The sequence below is a fragment of the Streptomyces sp. NPDC007157 genome (assembly GCF_040634235.1).
Classification (GTDB): domain Bacteria; phylum Actinomycetota; class Actinomycetes; order Streptomycetales; family Streptomycetaceae; genus Streptomyces.
The window spans coordinates 292,318-306,278 of sequence record NZ_JBEYFE010000008.1 but is presented as its reverse complement, the minus strand read 5'-3'; the positions used below and the strand labels follow the sequence as shown (position 1 = coordinate 306,278).

Sequence of the window (13,961 nt, the reverse complement as noted above, 5' to 3'; positions counted from 1 at the left end):
CGCCCCTTAGGGGCACTCAGGCCCCCCTGCCACCAGCCCGGCTACGGCGGTTCACGCGGTTCCCCGCGCCCCTCGGGGCGTTCAGCCTTCCCCGCCGCCAACCCGGCTGCGGCGCCGTCGTGGCCGGTCACGCAGTTCCCCGCGCCCCTTAGGGGCACTCAGGCCCCCCCTGCCACCAGCCCGGCTACGACGGTTCACGCGGTTCTCCGCGCCCCTCGGGGGCGCTCAGGCTCCGCTGCCGCCCAGTTCGAACCAGACGATCTTGCCGGTGCCCAGTCGGGTGGTGCCCCAGCGCCGGGCCAGCCGGTTGACCAGGAACAGGCCCCGCCCGTGCTCCTCCTCGGGTGACGCCCGGCGCAGCCTGGGCAGTTGCGGCACGTCGTCGCCGACCTCGCAGCGCACCACGTCGGTGCGCAGCAACCGCAGGCTGATCGGCCGGGAGGCGTGCCGTACGGCGTTGGTGACGATCTCGCTGACCAACAGCTCGGCGGTGTCGGTGAGTTCCTCCAGGCCCCAGCCGGCCAGGGCCTGCCGGGTGAGCCGGCGGGCCCGACCGGGGCTGCTGTCCTCCGGTTCGAGGGTCCAGTAGGCCACGTCGCTCGGCGCGATCCCGTCGAAGCGGGCGGCGAGCAGCGCGATGTCGTCGTCCCGGTCGCCGGGCCCGAGCATGTCGAGGACCTCGTCGCACAGCGCCTCCAGCGGGGGCGGCCGGTCGGGGCCGGTCAACTGGGCGGTGGCGGCGAGCCGTTCGCGCAGCTGCTCGATGCCGGTCCACACGTCGCGCAGCCGGGACTCGACCAGGCCGTCGGTGTAGAGGAGCAGGGTCGCCCCGGCGGGCGCGTCCAGCTCGACCGCCTCGAAGTCGATGCCGCCGACGCCGATCGGGGCGCCGGGCGGCACCGCGAGGACCTCCGTCTTGCCGCCGGGGTGCAGCAGGATCGGCGGCGGATGGCCGGCGTTGGCGACGGTGATGCGGTGCGAGACCGGGTCGTAGACGACGTACAGGCAGGTCGCCATGCGGTCGGTGCCCAGCCGCTGGGCCTGCTCGTCGAGGTGGTGGAGCACCTCCTGCGGCGGCAGGTCGAGGCCGGCCAGGGTCAGCGCGGTGGTACGCAGCTGGCCCATCACGGCGGCCGAGGTCATGGAGTGCCCCATGACGTCGCCGACGACGAGGGCCACCCGGCTGCCGGGCAGCGGGATCGCGTCGTACCAGTCGCCGCCGACGCGGGCGGTCTCGGCGGCGGGGAGATAGCGGACGGCCAGCCGGACGCCGGTGGGCCGGGGCAGGGAATGCGGCAGCATCGCGCGCTGCAGCCGGTCGGCGATGAAGGCCTCGCGGCTGTAGAGCACAGCTTTGTCGACGCCGAGCGCGGTGTGGGTGGCCAGCTGGGCGGCGACCAGGAGGTCGGCGGGCTCGAACGCCGGGCGCTCCGGGCGGCGCAGGAAGATCACCGCGCCGGTGACCCGGCGGCGGCCGCGCAGCGGGGCGAGGATCGCGTGCGTTCCGGCCCAGCCGTTCAACGCGCTGTCCTCGCCGACGAGTTCGCTCAGCGCGGCCCGGGTCGCCGGGTCGTCGGCGAACACCGGCCGGACCCCGCGCAGCACCTCGGCGAGCGCGCCGCCGGGCACCACCTCGCTCCAGTCGGCCGCGTCCAGGTCGTCCTGCTCGTCGTCGACGGTCTCGGCCGGCCAGACCAGGCCCTCGGCGCCGGGACCCTTGATCCGGTCGGTGCGGCGCAGCCGCAGCACGGCGGGGCCGGCCGGGCGTTCGTCGCCGACCGGCAGCGGGTCGCGCAGATAGACGAGGGCCGCGTCAGAGTACGTCGGTACGGCGGCCCGGCACAGGCCGAGCACGATCTCGTCGGTGTCGAAGCCGCGGGCGATCCGGCGGGTGGCGGCGCCGACGTAGCGCAGCCGGTCCTCGTCCGGGGCCCTGGGGGCGGCGGGCCGGACCTGCGGGGCGTCGGTGTCCTCGCTCACGCCGAGCGCGGCCTGTGCCGCCAGCGCGTCGGCCAGGGCGATGTCGTCCGCCACGAAGTCCTCCCGGTCCATGCGCCGCAGGAACACCGCGACGCCCACGACGGCGTCGGGCGCGCGCAGCGGGGCGAGCAGGACCCTGTTCCCCTGCGGGAGACGGGGAGCGCTCCCGAGCAGCTCACGCAGGGCCTCCTCGATGTCGTCCGGACCTCTGCCGCGCGCTCTGCCGCACCGCAGGAACCCGGCCAGCACTCCGTCGGAGGACACCGGGGCGACGGCCGGGGGTGCGCCGCCCATCAGGCCGCCGAGTTCGGCCGGCGGTCCGTCCAGGAGCAGGCGCAACGGGCCGTCCGGGTCCCGCCGTTGCTCGGCGAGGTAGACGAACACCCCGTCCGCCAGGTCCGGGACGGTCGACAGGCACAGTTCCCTGACGACCTGGGCCGCGCCCTCGGCGCGAGCGATCCGGCGGCCGGAGACGGCCAGGAAACGTTGAGGATCCGGCAGCATCGCCTCTCCGTGCCGGTGGCCGCTTCAGCTAAGGTCGCTCTCATCTTGAGCCTTGGTCAATGCCGTGTCCAGGGTTTCCGCCGGTACACCAAGTCCGGCTCGTGGTCGCAGGGTTGGTCCGGCAGCCCGGATCCGCACCGGGAACGGCCTGTCCAGCGGCGGAATCCCGGCCGCCCGGACACGGCTTGGCCAACTCACTGTGAAGAAATCCCCGTTGATGTTCGTCGTGCTGCACACTCCTCCCGTCGACACGTGCCGAACGGCAGATCGGGCACCGACTCGGAGGCGTCATGTCACAGATCGACTCGAGCAAGGTCAGCCGCTGGGACCAGCACGGGCGGGAACACACGGTGCGGGTGCGGCGCACCGGCATCCAGCGCACGATCAGGTGCGACACCTGCGGCTGGCGGCAGGGCGCGCAGTTCCTGCCCTGGCTGAAGGCGGAGGAGCATCTGGCCGAGGCCCACCAGGCCACCGTGGACCCCGCGGGAGCCCAGCCCTCCCGATGAGTTTCCGCCGGTGCGGGAGTCGTACACCCGACCGCACCCGACGGAAGGACGACCGATGACCGTGTCCCCGCTCCATGCCACCCTGCGCCGCCATGTCGACGGCGGAACGGTTCCCGGGGCCGTCGGGCTGGTCGCCCGGGGTGCCGACGTGGAGGTCGTGACCGTCGGGGACCTGGATGCCGAGGGGTCCGCGCCGATGACCCGGGAGTCGATCTTCCGGATCGCCTCGATCACCAAGCCGGTCACCGCGGCGGCGGTGCTGACGCTGGTCGACGAGGGGCGGATCGGGCTCGGCGACCCGGTGGCCGAGTGGCTCCCCGAGCTGGCCAAGCCGGTGGTGGTCCGGACGCCCGCGAGTCCCGTCGACGACGTCGTGCCGGCCGACCGCCCGGTCACCGTGGAGGACCTGCTCAGTTTCCGCGCCGGCTGGGGCCTTCCCGACGACTTCGCGCTGCCCGCCGCGCGGGCCCTGTTCGCGGTGCAGGATCACAGCCGCCCCTTCCAGGACTGGCCGGACCCGGACACCTGGCTGGGGCTGCTCGCCCAGGTGCCGATGCTGCACCAGCCGGGCGAGGCCTGGCTGTACGGCACCTCGTCCGCCCTGCAGGGCATCCTGGTCGCCCGGGTGTCGGGCCGTCCCCTCCCCGACTTCCTGGCGGAGCGGATCTTCGAACCGCTGGGCATGCGGGACACGGCGTTCGAGGTGCCGGCGTCGAAGCGGGACCGCTTCACCTCGTCCTACGCAACCGCCGAGGACGGCACCCTGCGCCTGACGGACACCCCGGACGGCGACTACAACCGCCTGCCGCGTTTCCCCTCGGGCGGCGGGGGCCTGGTCTCCACGGCCGACGACTGGCTGGCGTTCGCCCGGCTGCTGCTGAACGCGGGCGTCGCCCCCGACGGCCGCCGGCTCCTGTCCGCCACCTCGGTCAGCCGGATGACCACCAACCATCTGACGGCGGCCCAGCGCGAGCGCGCCACCCTCTTCCTGGAGGGTCAGGGCTGGGGCTACGGCGGCCAGGTCGACGTCACCCCGGCCGACCCCTGGAACGTCCCCGGCCGCTACGGCTGGGTGGGCGGCACCGGCACCACCGCGCACCTGGTCCCCGCCACTGGCGCGGTCACGGTCCTGCTGACCCAGGTGGCCATGACGGGCCCGACCCCGAACCCGCTGATGCGGGACTTCTGGCGGGTCACCGCCTAGCCCTTCGATTACTGCATTCGGGTGATAGTGCGAGTAAGAATCGCGAGGTCAGCGCACATGTCGCCACCTGCGGACTTTACCGGAGCAAGGGGCGGCCCTCACCGCTTGCGAACCCTCCCGGGTCGCCGTCCGGTACGGCCCGGCCAAGCCTGGAGGAGTCCCCCGTCCTCGTCGACAGGAGCTCTGCCATGCACCGCATCCACCGCCCGGTGTCCCGGGCCCTCGCCGCCGGCGCCCTCTCGCTGGCGCTGCTGTCGGCCGGTACCGCCGGCGCCTTCGCCGCGGAGGCCAAGCCGACCCCCGCGCCCAGCAGCCCCATGCCGAAGCCGAGCCCGTCCATGTCCACCATGGGCTCGATCACGGTCAAGGCGAGCAAGACCTCGGCCAAGGCCGGTGACACGGTGACCTTCACCGGTCGCACCCAGGGTCTGAAGATCGGCACGCCGCTGGTGCTCCAGCACCAGCACAACGGCAAGTGGGTCCCGCTCAGGGCGAGCGTCAAGATCAAGAACGGCAGCGCCTACGCACTGACCTCGAAGATCAACACCAAGGGCACCGAGCATCTGCGGATCGCGGCCGGCAAGACCCACTCCCCCACGGTCACCGTCAAGGTGAGCTGAGGCCGCGCAGCAGTAGATCCACCAACGAGGCGAAGTCCGCCTCGGCCTCCGGCCGCACCCATTCACGCGCGTACCCCGGGTCGTGGAAGCGGCCGGTGGCCTGGAAGACGACCCGGGCCGCCGCGGCGGGGTCGGACACGGTGAAGGCTCCCGTGCCGGCCCCGTCCCGGAGGATCTCGGTGAGCTGCCCGGTCAGGTCGTCGATGTGCTCGGTGACCGCCGGGCCGTTCTCGTCGACCAGCACCATGTAGGTGGCGAACAGTTCCGGATCGTCGCCCGCCTTGCGGCGCTTCGCGTCGAAGAGCGCCCACAGCCAGTCGCGCAGCCGCACGTCCGGAGCGCGGTCCTCGGCCACGATGACGGACAGCACCCGCGAGGTGCGGTCCAGCCACCGCTTGGTCACCGCCTCCCGCAGCGCCGCCTTGGTCCGGAAGTGCCGGTACACACTGCCGTGGCTGACGCCGAGCGCACGGGCCACGTCCACTACGGTGGCCTTGGCCGGGCCGTGCCGGCGCAGCACCTCCTCGGTGGCCTCCAGGATGCGCTCGGCGGTCAGGGCCGGGGTCGGGGTCGGGGACGTCGCTGCCATGGCCTAGACGGTACCCGGCGCCGCGGTCAGTGCTCGGTGCCGAGATGGCTCATCTGCGCGGCCGGGTAGCGGGTGCCCGCCGCCGCGTCCGCCGGTACCGCCTCCTCGATCGCCGCCAGGTCGGCCGCGTCCAGCGTGACGTCCAGCGCGCCCAGCGACTCGGCGAGCCGCTCGCGGGTGCGGGCGCCGACGAGCGGCACGATGTCGTCGCCGCGGGAGAGCACCCAGGCGATGGCGATCTGCGCGACGGTCACGCCCTTCTCGTCGGCGATCTTGCGCAGGGCCTCGACGAGGTCGAGGTTGTGCTGGAGGTTGTCGCCCTGGAAGCGGGGCGAGAAGGCCCGGAAGTCGCCCGCGCCGAGCTGCCGGTCGCGGGTGAAGTGGCCGGAGATCAGACCCCGGGACAGCACGCCGTACGCGGTGATGCCGATGCCCAGCTCACGGGTGGTGGGCAGGATCTCCCGCTCGATGTCGCGGGTGATGATCGCGTACTCGATCTGGAGGTCGGAGATGGGTGCGGTGGCGGCGGCCCGGCGGATGTTGTCCACGGAGGCCTCGCTGAGGCCGATGTGCCGGACGTATCCCTGCTCGACCAGTTCGGCGATCGCGCCGACCGTCTCCTCGATCGGCACGTCCGGGTCGACGCGGGCGATCCGGTAGACGTCGATGTGGTCGACGCCGAGGCGCTGGAGGGAGTAGGCGGCGAAGTTCTTCACGGCCTGCGGGCGGCCGTCGTAGGCGTTCCAGCCGCCGGCCGGGTCGCGCAGGGCGCCGAACTTGACGCTGGTCAGGGCCTTTTCACGGAGGGTGGCGGGGGCGGTGCGCAGGGCCTCGCCGACCAGCATCTCGTTGTGGCCCATGGCGTAGAAGTCGCCGGTGTCGAGGAGTGTCACGCCCGCGTCGAGGGCGGCGTGGACGGTGGCGATCGACTCGGCGCGGTCGGCCTCTCCGTAGAGGGCGGACATACCCATGCAGCCGAGGCCGAGGGCGGAGACGCGGGGGCCGGTGGTTCCGAGGGTGCGGGTGTGCATCGTCATGGCTCCACCTTGGCATGACAGCTGACAGATTTCAATATCTGTCATTCCATACCCGTCGCGAGCCGTCCGGGGCGCACCCGTTTCTGGTCCAGACCTATTGACGAGAGGTCTGGACCACGAGCACTGTCATGGCTACGACACCTCGCCGCACCCCCACCGGGAGGATCCGTATGTTCCGCCGCGCCCTCAGCCTGCTCGCCGCCGCGCTGGCGACCGCCGCGCTCACCCAGCTCCCCGCCGCCGCGCCCGCCTCCGCCGCCGACACCTGCGCGGTGAAGTCACGGCCCGCCGGAAAGGTCCTGCAGGGCTACTGGGAGAATTGGGACGGCTCCGCCAACGGTGTCCACCCGCCCTTCGGCTGGACCCCGATCACCGACTCCCGGATCGCCGCGCACGGCTACAACGTGATCAACGCGGCCTTCCCGGTGATCCGTTCCGACGGGACGGCCCTGTGGGAGGACGGCATGGACGCCGGCGTGAAGGTGGCGACGCCTGCGGAGATGTGCGCGGCGAAGGCGGCCGGCCAGACCATCCTGCTGTCGATCGGCGGCGCCGCGGCCGGCATCGACCTGAGCTCGTCCGCCGTGGCCGACCGGTTCGTCGCGACGATCGTCCCGATCCTGAAGAAGTACAACTTCGACGGTATCGACATCGACATCGAGACCGGCCTGGTGGGCAGCGGGTCCATCACCCAGCTCTCCACCTCGCAGGCCAACCTGGTCCGCATCATCGACGGTGTCCTCGCCCAGATGCCGGCGGGCTTCGGCCTGACGATGGCCCCGGAGACGGCGTACGTCACCGGCGGCAGCATCACCTACGGCTCGATCTGGGGCGCCTACCTGCCGATCGTCAAGAAGTACGCCGACAACGGCCGGCTGTGGTGGCTCAACATGCAGTACTACAACGGGAGCATGTACGGCTGCTCCGGCGACTCCTACTCGGCGGGCACGGTGGCCGGCTTCACCGCCCAGACCGACTGCCTCAACAAGGGCCTGGTCGTGCAGGGTACGACGATCAAGGTGCCGTACGACAAGCAGGTCCCGGGGCTGCCCGCGCAGTCGGGAGCGGGCGGCGGCTACATGTCACCGAGCCTGGTCGCCCAGGCCTGGAACCACTACGGCACGTCCCTCAAGGGTCTGATGACCTGGTCGCTCAACTGGGACGGCTCGAAGAACTGGACGTTCGGCGACAACGTGAAGGCACTGCAGCACCGCTGACCCCACCGAACCGGCCGAGTCCCCCAACCCGAAACGCCCACCCGCCAGCCGACCGAGTCGGGTGGCGGGTGGGCGCAAAGGCGTGCGGACCCCGGACCTAGCAGCCCAGCAGGCGCCCGGCGAGGTAGCCCTCGATCTGGTCCAGCGAGATGCGCTCCTGCTTCATCGAGTCACGCTCCCGGACCGTCACCGCGTTGTCCTCGAGCGTGTCGAAGTCGACGGTCACGCAGTACGGCGTACCGATCTCGTCCTGACGGCGGTAGCGGCGGCCGATGGCACCGGCGTCGTCGAACTCGATGTTCCAGTTCTGCCGCAGGGCGGTGGCCAGCCCCTTGGCCTTCGGGGACAGCTCGGGGTTGCGGGACAGTGGCAGGACCGCGACCTTCACCGGCGCCAGACGGTGGTCCAGGCGCAGCACCGTGCGCTTCTCCAGCTTGCCCTTGGCGTTCGGCGCCTCGTCCTCGACGTAGGCGTCCAGGAGGAACGCGAGCATCGCACGGCCGACACCGGCCGCCGGCTCGATGACGTACGGCGTCCAGCGCTCCCCGGCCTCCTGGTCGAAGTAGGAGAGGTCCTGGCCGGAGGCCTTGGAGTGGGCGTTCAGGTCGTAGTCGGTGCGGTTGGCGACGCCCTCCAGCTCACCCCACTCGTTGCCGCCGAACTGGAAGCGGTACTCGATGTCGGCGGTGCGCTTGGAGTAGTGGGAGAGCTTCTCCTTCGGGTGCTCGTACCACCGCATGTTCTCCTCGCGCATGCCCAGCCCGGTGTACCAGTTCCAGCGCTGCTCCATCCAGTACTCCTGCCACGTCTCGTCCTCGCCCGGCTTGACGAAGAACTCCATCTCCATCTGCTCGAACTCGCGGGTGCGGAAGATGAAGTTGCCGGGCGTGATCTCGTTGCGGAAGGACTTGCCCATCTGCGCGATGCCGAACGGCGGCTTGCGGCGCGAGGTGGTCTGCACCTGGGCGAAGTTGGTGAAGATGCCCTGCGCGGTCTCGGGACGCAGGTAGGCGACCGAGCCGCTGTCCTGGGTCGGGCCGAGGTGCGTCGACAGCAGACCCGAGAACTGCTTGGGCTCGGTGAACTGGCCCTTGTTGCCGCAGTTCGGGCAGTTCACGTCCGCCAGGCCGTTCTCCGGGAGGCGGTTGTGCTTGGCCTCGTAGGCCTCCTCCAGGTGGTCGGCGCGGAACCGCTTGTGGCAGGCGGTGCACTCGGTCAGCGGGTCCGTGAAGGTGGCGACGTGACCGGAGGCCACCCAGACCTCCGGGGCCAGGATGACGGACGAGTCGAGACCGACCACGTCCTCGCGCGACGTCACCATGTAGCGCCACCACTGGCGCTTCAGGTTCTCCTTGAGCTCGACACCGAGCGGCCCGTAGTCCCAGGCGGCCTTCTGGCCGCCGTAGATCTCACTGCAGGGGAATACGAAGCCACGGCGCTTGCTCAGGCTGACGATGGTGTCGATCTTGTCGGCGGCCACGGTGCTCTCTTCATTACGACGACGGGCGACGAAGCGAGATGCTTCAGAGCGAATGCTTCAGGTTACCGGCGGGGGCTCCCCCTCAACCAAATCGGTCCCCCATCACGGACAGACCGCCCAGGGCTTACCGAGGTCTTACCGGTGGTTGTTGACAACGGTTTCCATGTTTGTTGAAAATGACTCTCATGAACGTACGACGCCGCCTCATACCCGCGGCCGCCGCGGCCACCGTCACCGCACTCGGCATAGCGACCCTCACCGCCTGCGGAGGTGACGCCACGGCGGCCCAGACCGGCAAGTTCGACGTCGTCGCGTCGTTCTACCCGATGGCCTTCCTCGCCGACCGGATCGGCGGGAACCACGTCCACGTCACCAGTCTCACATCGCCCGGCCAGGAGCCGCACGACCTGGAGATCAGCCCCAAGCAGATCATCGGGATCGAGAAGTCCGACGCGGTCCTCTACCTGAAGAACCTCCAGCCCTCCGTCGACGACGCCGTCGCCCAGTCCTCGGTGGGGACGAAGATCGACGCGGCCGCCCTGACCACGCTGGAGCAGCACGGCAACGAGGTCGGCGGCCACGCGGCCTCGCACGACACCTCCAGGAACGAGGAACTGTCCGGCCTCGACCCCCACATCTGGCTGGACCCGGTGCGCTACGCCCAGGTCGCCGAGGGGGTCGGCAAGGCCTTCGAGAAGGCCGACCCGGACCACGCGGCCGACTACAAGAAGAACACCGCCGCCCTGGTCAAGAAGCTGGACGCGCTCAACACCCAGTTCAAGGACGGCCTGGCGAACACGAGGACCAAGGTCTTCATCACCACCCACGCGGCCTTCGGCTACCTCGCCGAGCGCTACGGCCTGACCGAGGAGGCCATCAACGGCCTCGACCCGGAGTCCGAGCCGAGCGCGGCCCGTGTGAAGGACCTGGAGACCATGGCCAAGGCCGACGGCGTCAGCACCGTGTTCTACGAGACGCTCGTCAGCGACAAGACCGCCAAGACCATCGCCGCCGACGCCGGACTGAAGACGGACGTCCTCGACCCGATCGAGGGGATCACCGGCAAGTCCCGCGGCAAGGACTACTTCGCGGTCCAGGAAGCCAACCTCAAGGCCCTGCGCACAGCCCTGGGCGCCCAGTGAGTGGAGAGAAGATGACCGGCGAGCCCGTCATAACCCTGCGCGGGGTCACCGCCGAGCTGGGCTCGCGCCCGGTGCTGCGCGGCATCGACCTCACCGTGCACCGCGGCGAGGTCGTCGCGCTGCTCGGCGCGAACGGCTCCGGCAAGTCGACCGCGATCCGCACGATCATCGGCCAGGTACCGGCCGGCGGCGGCGAGATCACGCTGTTCGGCACCCCACGCGGCACCTTCCGCGACTGGTCCCGGGTCGGCTACGTCCCGCAGCGCACCACCGCCGCGGGCGGTGTCCCCGCCACCGTCACCGAGGTCGTCTCCGCCGGCCTCCTCTCCCGCACCCGCTTCGGCCTCTTCCGCAAGGCCCACCACCAGGCCGTACGGGACGCGCTCGGCCTGGTCGGGATGGCGGACCGGGCCAAGGACAACGTCGAGGCGCTCTCCGGCGGCCAGCACCAGCGGGTGCTGATCGCCCGCGCCCTGGTCGCCCGCCCCGAACTGCTGATCATGGACGAGCCGATGGCGGGCGTCGACCTGGCCAGCCAGGAGATCCTCGCGCGGACCCTGCGCGAGCAGGTCGAGCAGGGCACCACGGTCCTGCTGGTCCTGCACGAACTGGGCCCGCTGGAGCCGCTGATAGACCGCGCGGTCGTGCTGCGCGACGGCTGCGTCCTGCACGACGGACCGCCCCCGCGGGCCGTGGGCCAGCACGCCCTTCCCGGCCACGACCACGTCCACCCCCACGAACACGCGCCGATCCGCACGGGACTGCTGAGCTGATGGACTTCCTGAACTACGCCTTCATGCAGCGGGCCCTGCTCGCCGCCGTCCTGGTCGGCCTCACCGCCCCCGCCATCGGTATCTACCTGGTCCAGCGTCGCCAGGCCCTGATGGGCGACGGCATCGGCCATGTCGCGATGACGGGTGTCGGTCTCGGCTTCCTGCTCTCCACCTCCCCGGTGTGGATGGCCACCGCCGTCTCCGTGCTCGGCGCGATCCTGATGGAGCTGATCCGCTGGTACGGCAGGACCCGCGGCGACATCGCCCTCGCGATGCTCTTCTACGGCGGGATGGCCGGCGGGGTGATGCTGATCAACCTCGCGCCGGGCGGCTCCAACGCCAACCTGATGTCGTACCTCTTCGGCTCGCTGTCGACGGTGTCGGAGTCGGACGTGACCGCGATCTGCGTGCTCGCCGCCTTCGTCCTCCTGGTCACCCTCGGTCTGCGCCGGCAGCTGTTCGCGGTGAGCCAGGACGAGGAGTTCGCGCGGGTGACGGGTCTGCCGGTGCGGGCGCTGAACCTGCTGACGGCGGTCACGGCGGCGGTCACGGTGACGGTCGCGATGCGCGTGGTGGGGCTGCTGCTGGTGTCGGCGCTGATGGTGGTCCCGGTGGCCGCCGCCCAGCAGCTGAGCCGGAGCTTCGCGGCCACGTTCGCGATCGCCGTCGCGATCGGGGTGACGGTGACGATCGGGGGCACGATCACGTCGTACTACCAGTACGTTCCGCCGGGCGCGACGATCGTGCTGCTGACGATCGCCGCGTTCATCGTGCTGAGCCTGCTGGCCGCGCCGCTGGCCCGGCGACGCGCCCGTGCGGCGGCCGCGCGGCGGCCCGCCGGGGATCCGGCGGAGTGCGCGATTCCGGCCGGTCGGCAGGCCGCCGACGAGGTCGGCGTCTGACCGGGCACACTCCGGGCTGGCACAATGGCCCGGCAGAAGCAGTGATCTGAGGAGGCAACCGGTGACGACCGCTGGACCGCCCGTGAAGGGCCGCTCGACCCGTCAGCGGGCAGCCGTGGCGGCGGCCCTGGACGAGGTCGACGAGTTCCGCAGCGCGCAGGAACTGCACGACATGCTCAAGCACAAGGGCGACTCGGTGGGCCTCACCACGGTGTACCGCACCCTCCAGAACCTCGCCGACGCCGGCGAGGTGGACGTCCTGCGCACGTCCGAGGGCGAGTCGGTGTACCGACGCTGCTCCACGGGCGAGCACCACCATCACTTGGTCTGCCGCGTGTGCGGCAAGGCGGTGGAGGTGGAGGGCCCCGCGGTGGAGAAGTGGGCGGAGGCGATCGCCGCCGAGCACGGGTACGTGAACGTGGCGCACACCGTGGAGATCTTCGGTACGTGTGCGGACTGCGCGGGGTGCGCCGCGGGGTGAGCCGGTTGTCCGGGCGCGGCCCGGTGAGGGTTGCTCGCGCCCACGCGCCGGAGCCGCAAATTGATACAGCCCCGCGCCCCTTACGGGGCGCCCCGGCGGCACGGGTGGGCGCAGCGGCACCCGGCCGGCGCCGGTGAGCGTCCCACCTGCCCCAACCCCCGGTCAGCTCCTCCCGAAGCAGCGCTCCAGTTCGTTCAGGTCGTAGAACTTGCTGTTCTTCCTGATCGGGTGGCAGCCCGCCTTGAAGGCGATCTCCTTCTCGTTGTAGAGCATCCGCACCAGGTAGTCGTCGCCCTTCCGGAAGACGTCCCACTGGATGTTGGAGGCCAGGGAGGCGACCTCGGCACCGCGCCAGGGGCTGTCGGCGTAGGTGTACGTCCGGCCCGGCGTCGCGGCCTTCTCGCTGCCCGGCAGCCGCATCAGCGCGGCCAGCGGGATGATCTCCTCGGCGTGGGTGAAGCGGAGTTCGGCGCCCAGCGTGCTGGTGCCGTCCCGCTTGGCCTCGGCCTGCTCGAAGAAGTCGTCGAGGAGGACGCCGGCCATCTTGTAGGTGATGTCGCTGTCCGAGAAGCTCGGACCCTTCTCGTAGAAGTCCTCGGCGTCGCTGAGGTAGCCGAACCAGGCCGCGTCGCGCGGGGCGATGTAGCGGTCGAGGTCCCAGCCCCTGCCGTCCGGGCTCTCCTCGCTCATCGCGGGCGCGATGGCGTAGAGGTTGTAGACGGCCTGGGCGGCGGTGATGTCGGAGGCCGTGGCGGAGAACTCGCCGTTCACGACCCGCTTGACGAACGCCGGCTCGAAGATCTTGCCGAGGACCCGGGCGGCGGCCCGGTGCGAGGCCGGCTGGTCGGTGACCGCCTCCAGGGTCGAGGCCAGCCGCTCGTCGCTCGCCAGCCACTTCTGGTAGTCGGCGCCGCCGGCGGACTTGTGGAAGTAGAGCAGGTCCTTGTCGACCCGGGCGGTGCCGAGCGAGGCCCTGAGCGCCGGGTCGGCGTCGGTGAGGGCGGTGGAGAAGACCGTACCGCTGTCGACCGCACGGCCCTGGCCCGAGCTGACGACGTCGATCTTCTCGCCGTTCCTGGCGATGGACGCGAAGAGGCCGGGCAGGCGCTTGTCCAGGCGGACGGCGGTGGCGCGGAGCTCGTCCTTGCCGCGGCCGCTGAGGTTGCCGTACCCGATGGCGCTCATGGCCGCCTCGATGGCCTGTACGTCCGGGCCGAACTCCTTGCCGAGCTCGGTGAGTTGACCATCGGCCTCGGCCTGGTTCCACAGCGCGAGAATCGTGGCGCCGTCCTCGCCGTCGGTGGCCGAGCGGGATCCGTGCCGGGAGACGTTCTCGGTGAACACGGCGGTGTACCCGGCGGGCGCGTGCTGGTAGGTGCGCGGGTTCTGGCCGGGGGTGTACACGGCCTTGGTGCCGTAACTGTCGTGGCGGGTGAGCCCGTTGTCCGTGGCGTGCGCGGGCAGCGCGGTGAGGAACAGGGCGCCCAGGGCGAGGACAGGGGTGACACGCTTCATGAGGGACC

13 protein-coding genes are annotated in these 13,961 nt (G+C 71.2%); 8 read left to right on the top strand and 5 right to left on the bottom strand.

Features of this window, described 5'->3' with window-relative positions:
• Positions 1-225: 225 nt before the first annotated feature.
• The gene (locus ABZ642_RS17840) at positions 226-2,484 is read right to left on the bottom strand and encodes a SpoIIE family protein phosphatase (RefSeq protein WP_360484194.1); all 2,259 of its coding nucleotides are present in this window, start codon (positions 2,482-2,484) and stop codon (positions 226-228) included.
• Between the two features lie 290 nt (positions 2,485-2,774).
• Between ABZ642_RS17840 and ABZ642_RS17835 the strand changes: the two genes are divergently transcribed.
• The 3 genes from ABZ642_RS17835 (at position 2,775) to ABZ642_RS17825 (ending at position 4,817) form a co-directional block, all read left to right on the top strand.
• Positions 2,775-2,993 (top strand): hypothetical protein, encoded by a 219-nt coding sequence (locus ABZ642_RS17835; RefSeq protein WP_360484191.1) that lies wholly within the window; start codon positions 2,775-2,777, stop codon positions 2,991-2,993.
• A gap of 61 nt (positions 2,994-3,054) precedes the next feature.
• Complete coding sequence (locus ABZ642_RS17830; RefSeq protein WP_360484382.1) at positions 3,055-4,197, top strand: serine hydrolase domain-containing protein; 1,143 nt, start codon at positions 3,055-3,057, stop codon at positions 4,195-4,197.
• A 188-nt stretch (positions 4,198-4,385) separates the two neighbouring features.
• Entirely contained in the window at positions 4,386-4,817 is a 432-nt protein-coding gene (locus ABZ642_RS17825) for a hypothetical protein (RefSeq protein ID WP_360484188.1), read from the top strand.
• Here the strand turns inward: ABZ642_RS17825 and ABZ642_RS17820 are convergent.
• Both ABZ642_RS17820 and ABZ642_RS17815 read right to left on the bottom strand, forming a co-directional pair.
• On the bottom strand, positions 4,804-5,406 hold the full coding sequence (locus ABZ642_RS17820) for a TetR family transcriptional regulator (RefSeq protein WP_360484185.1): 603 nt from the start codon (positions 5,404-5,406) through the stop codon (positions 4,804-4,806). The genes ABZ642_RS17825 and ABZ642_RS17820 overlap by 14 nt on opposite strands.
• A gap of 26 nt (positions 5,407-5,432) precedes the next feature.
• Positions 5,433-6,443 (bottom strand): aldo/keto reductase, encoded by a 1,011-nt coding sequence (locus ABZ642_RS17815; RefSeq protein WP_360484182.1) that lies wholly within the window; start codon positions 6,441-6,443, stop codon positions 5,433-5,435.
• 170 nt (positions 6,444-6,613) lie between these two features.
• Here ABZ642_RS17815 and ABZ642_RS17810 point away from each other — a divergent pair, with 170 nt between their 5' ends.
• A complete protein-coding gene (locus tag ABZ642_RS17810; protein ID WP_360484379.1) occupies positions 6,614-7,660 on the top strand; it encodes a chitinase in 1,047 nt (348 codons plus the stop codon).
• Between the two features lie 97 nt (positions 7,661-7,757).
• On the opposite strand, the gene ABZ642_RS17805 is transcribed toward ABZ642_RS17810, so the two are convergent.
• Positions 7,758-9,140 carry a glycine--tRNA ligase gene (locus ABZ642_RS17805; protein ID WP_360484179.1) on the bottom strand — a complete coding sequence of 461 codons (1,383 nt, stop codon included), beginning with the start codon at positions 9,138-9,140 and terminating at the stop codon, positions 7,758-7,760.
• 185 nt (positions 9,141-9,325) lie between these two features.
• Between ABZ642_RS17805 and ABZ642_RS17800 the strand changes: the two genes are divergently transcribed.
• The 4 genes from ABZ642_RS17800 to ABZ642_RS17785 all read left to right on the top strand — a co-directional run bounded on the left by ABZ642_RS17800 (position 9,326) and on the right by ABZ642_RS17785 (position 12,438).
• Complete coding sequence (locus ABZ642_RS17800) at positions 9,326-10,282, top strand: metal ABC transporter substrate-binding protein (RefSeq protein WP_360484176.1); 957 nt, start codon at positions 9,326-9,328, stop codon at positions 10,280-10,282.
• An 11-nt stretch (positions 10,283-10,293) separates the two neighbouring features.
• The gene (locus ABZ642_RS17795; protein ID WP_360484173.1) at positions 10,294-11,055 is read left to right on the top strand and encodes a metal ABC transporter ATP-binding protein; all 762 of its coding nucleotides are present in this window, start codon (positions 10,294-10,296) and stop codon (positions 11,053-11,055) included.
• Positions 11,055-11,957, top strand: a complete 903-nt coding sequence (locus ABZ642_RS17790) for a metal ABC transporter permease (RefSeq protein WP_351691472.1) — start codon at positions 11,055-11,057, stop codon at positions 11,955-11,957. Before ABZ642_RS17795 ends, ABZ642_RS17790 begins: the two co-directional genes overlap by 1 nt.
• Positions 11,958-12,018: 61 nt before the next feature.
• Positions 12,019-12,438, top strand: coding sequence for a transcriptional repressor (locus ABZ642_RS17785; RefSeq protein WP_360484170.1), 420 nt, complete (start codon positions 12,019-12,021; stop codon positions 12,436-12,438).
• Between the two features lie 162 nt (positions 12,439-12,600).
• On the opposite strand, the gene ABZ642_RS17780 is transcribed toward ABZ642_RS17785, so the two are convergent.
• The gene (locus ABZ642_RS17780; protein ID WP_360484167.1) at positions 12,601-13,953 is read right to left on the bottom strand and encodes a histidine-type phosphatase; all 1,353 of its coding nucleotides are present in this window, start codon (positions 13,951-13,953) and stop codon (positions 12,601-12,603) included.
• Between the last annotated feature and the right edge of the window lie 8 nt (positions 13,954-13,961).

Coding starts and splice junctions, on each gene's coding strand:
- ABZ642_RS17780 (WP_360484167.1), bottom strand. CDS start 13,953: ATGAAGCGTGTCACCCCTGTCCTCGCCCTGGGCGCCCTGTTCCTCACC.
- ABZ642_RS17800 (WP_360484176.1), top strand. CDS start 9,326: ATGAACGTACGACGCCGCCTCATACCCGCGGCCGCCGCGGCCACCGTC.
- ABZ642_RS17810 (WP_360484379.1), top strand. CDS start 6,614: ATGTTCCGCCGCGCCCTCAGCCTGCTCGCCGCCGCGCTGGCGACCGCC.
- ABZ642_RS17825 (WP_360484188.1), top strand. CDS start 4,386: ATGCACCGCATCCACCGCCCGGTGTCCCGGGCCCTCGCCGCCGGCGCC.
- ABZ642_RS17795 (WP_360484173.1), top strand. CDS start 10,294: ATGACCGGCGAGCCCGTCATAACCCTGCGCGGGGTCACCGCCGAGCTG.
- ABZ642_RS17820 (WP_360484185.1), bottom strand. CDS start 5,406: ATGGCAGCGACGTCCCCGACCCCGACCCCGGCCCTGACCGCCGAGCGC.
- ABZ642_RS17835 (WP_360484191.1), top strand. CDS start 2,775: ATGTCACAGATCGACTCGAGCAAGGTCAGCCGCTGGGACCAGCACGGG.
- ABZ642_RS17790 (WP_351691472.1), top strand. CDS start 11,055: ATGGACTTCCTGAACTACGCCTTCATGCAGCGGGCCCTGCTCGCCGCC.
- ABZ642_RS17815 (WP_360484182.1), bottom strand. CDS start 6,443: ATGACGATGCACACCCGCACCCTCGGAACCACCGGCCCCCGCGTCTCC.
- ABZ642_RS17840 (WP_360484194.1), bottom strand. CDS start 2,484: ATGCTGCCGGATCCTCAACGTTTCCTGGCCGTCTCCGGCCGCCGGATC.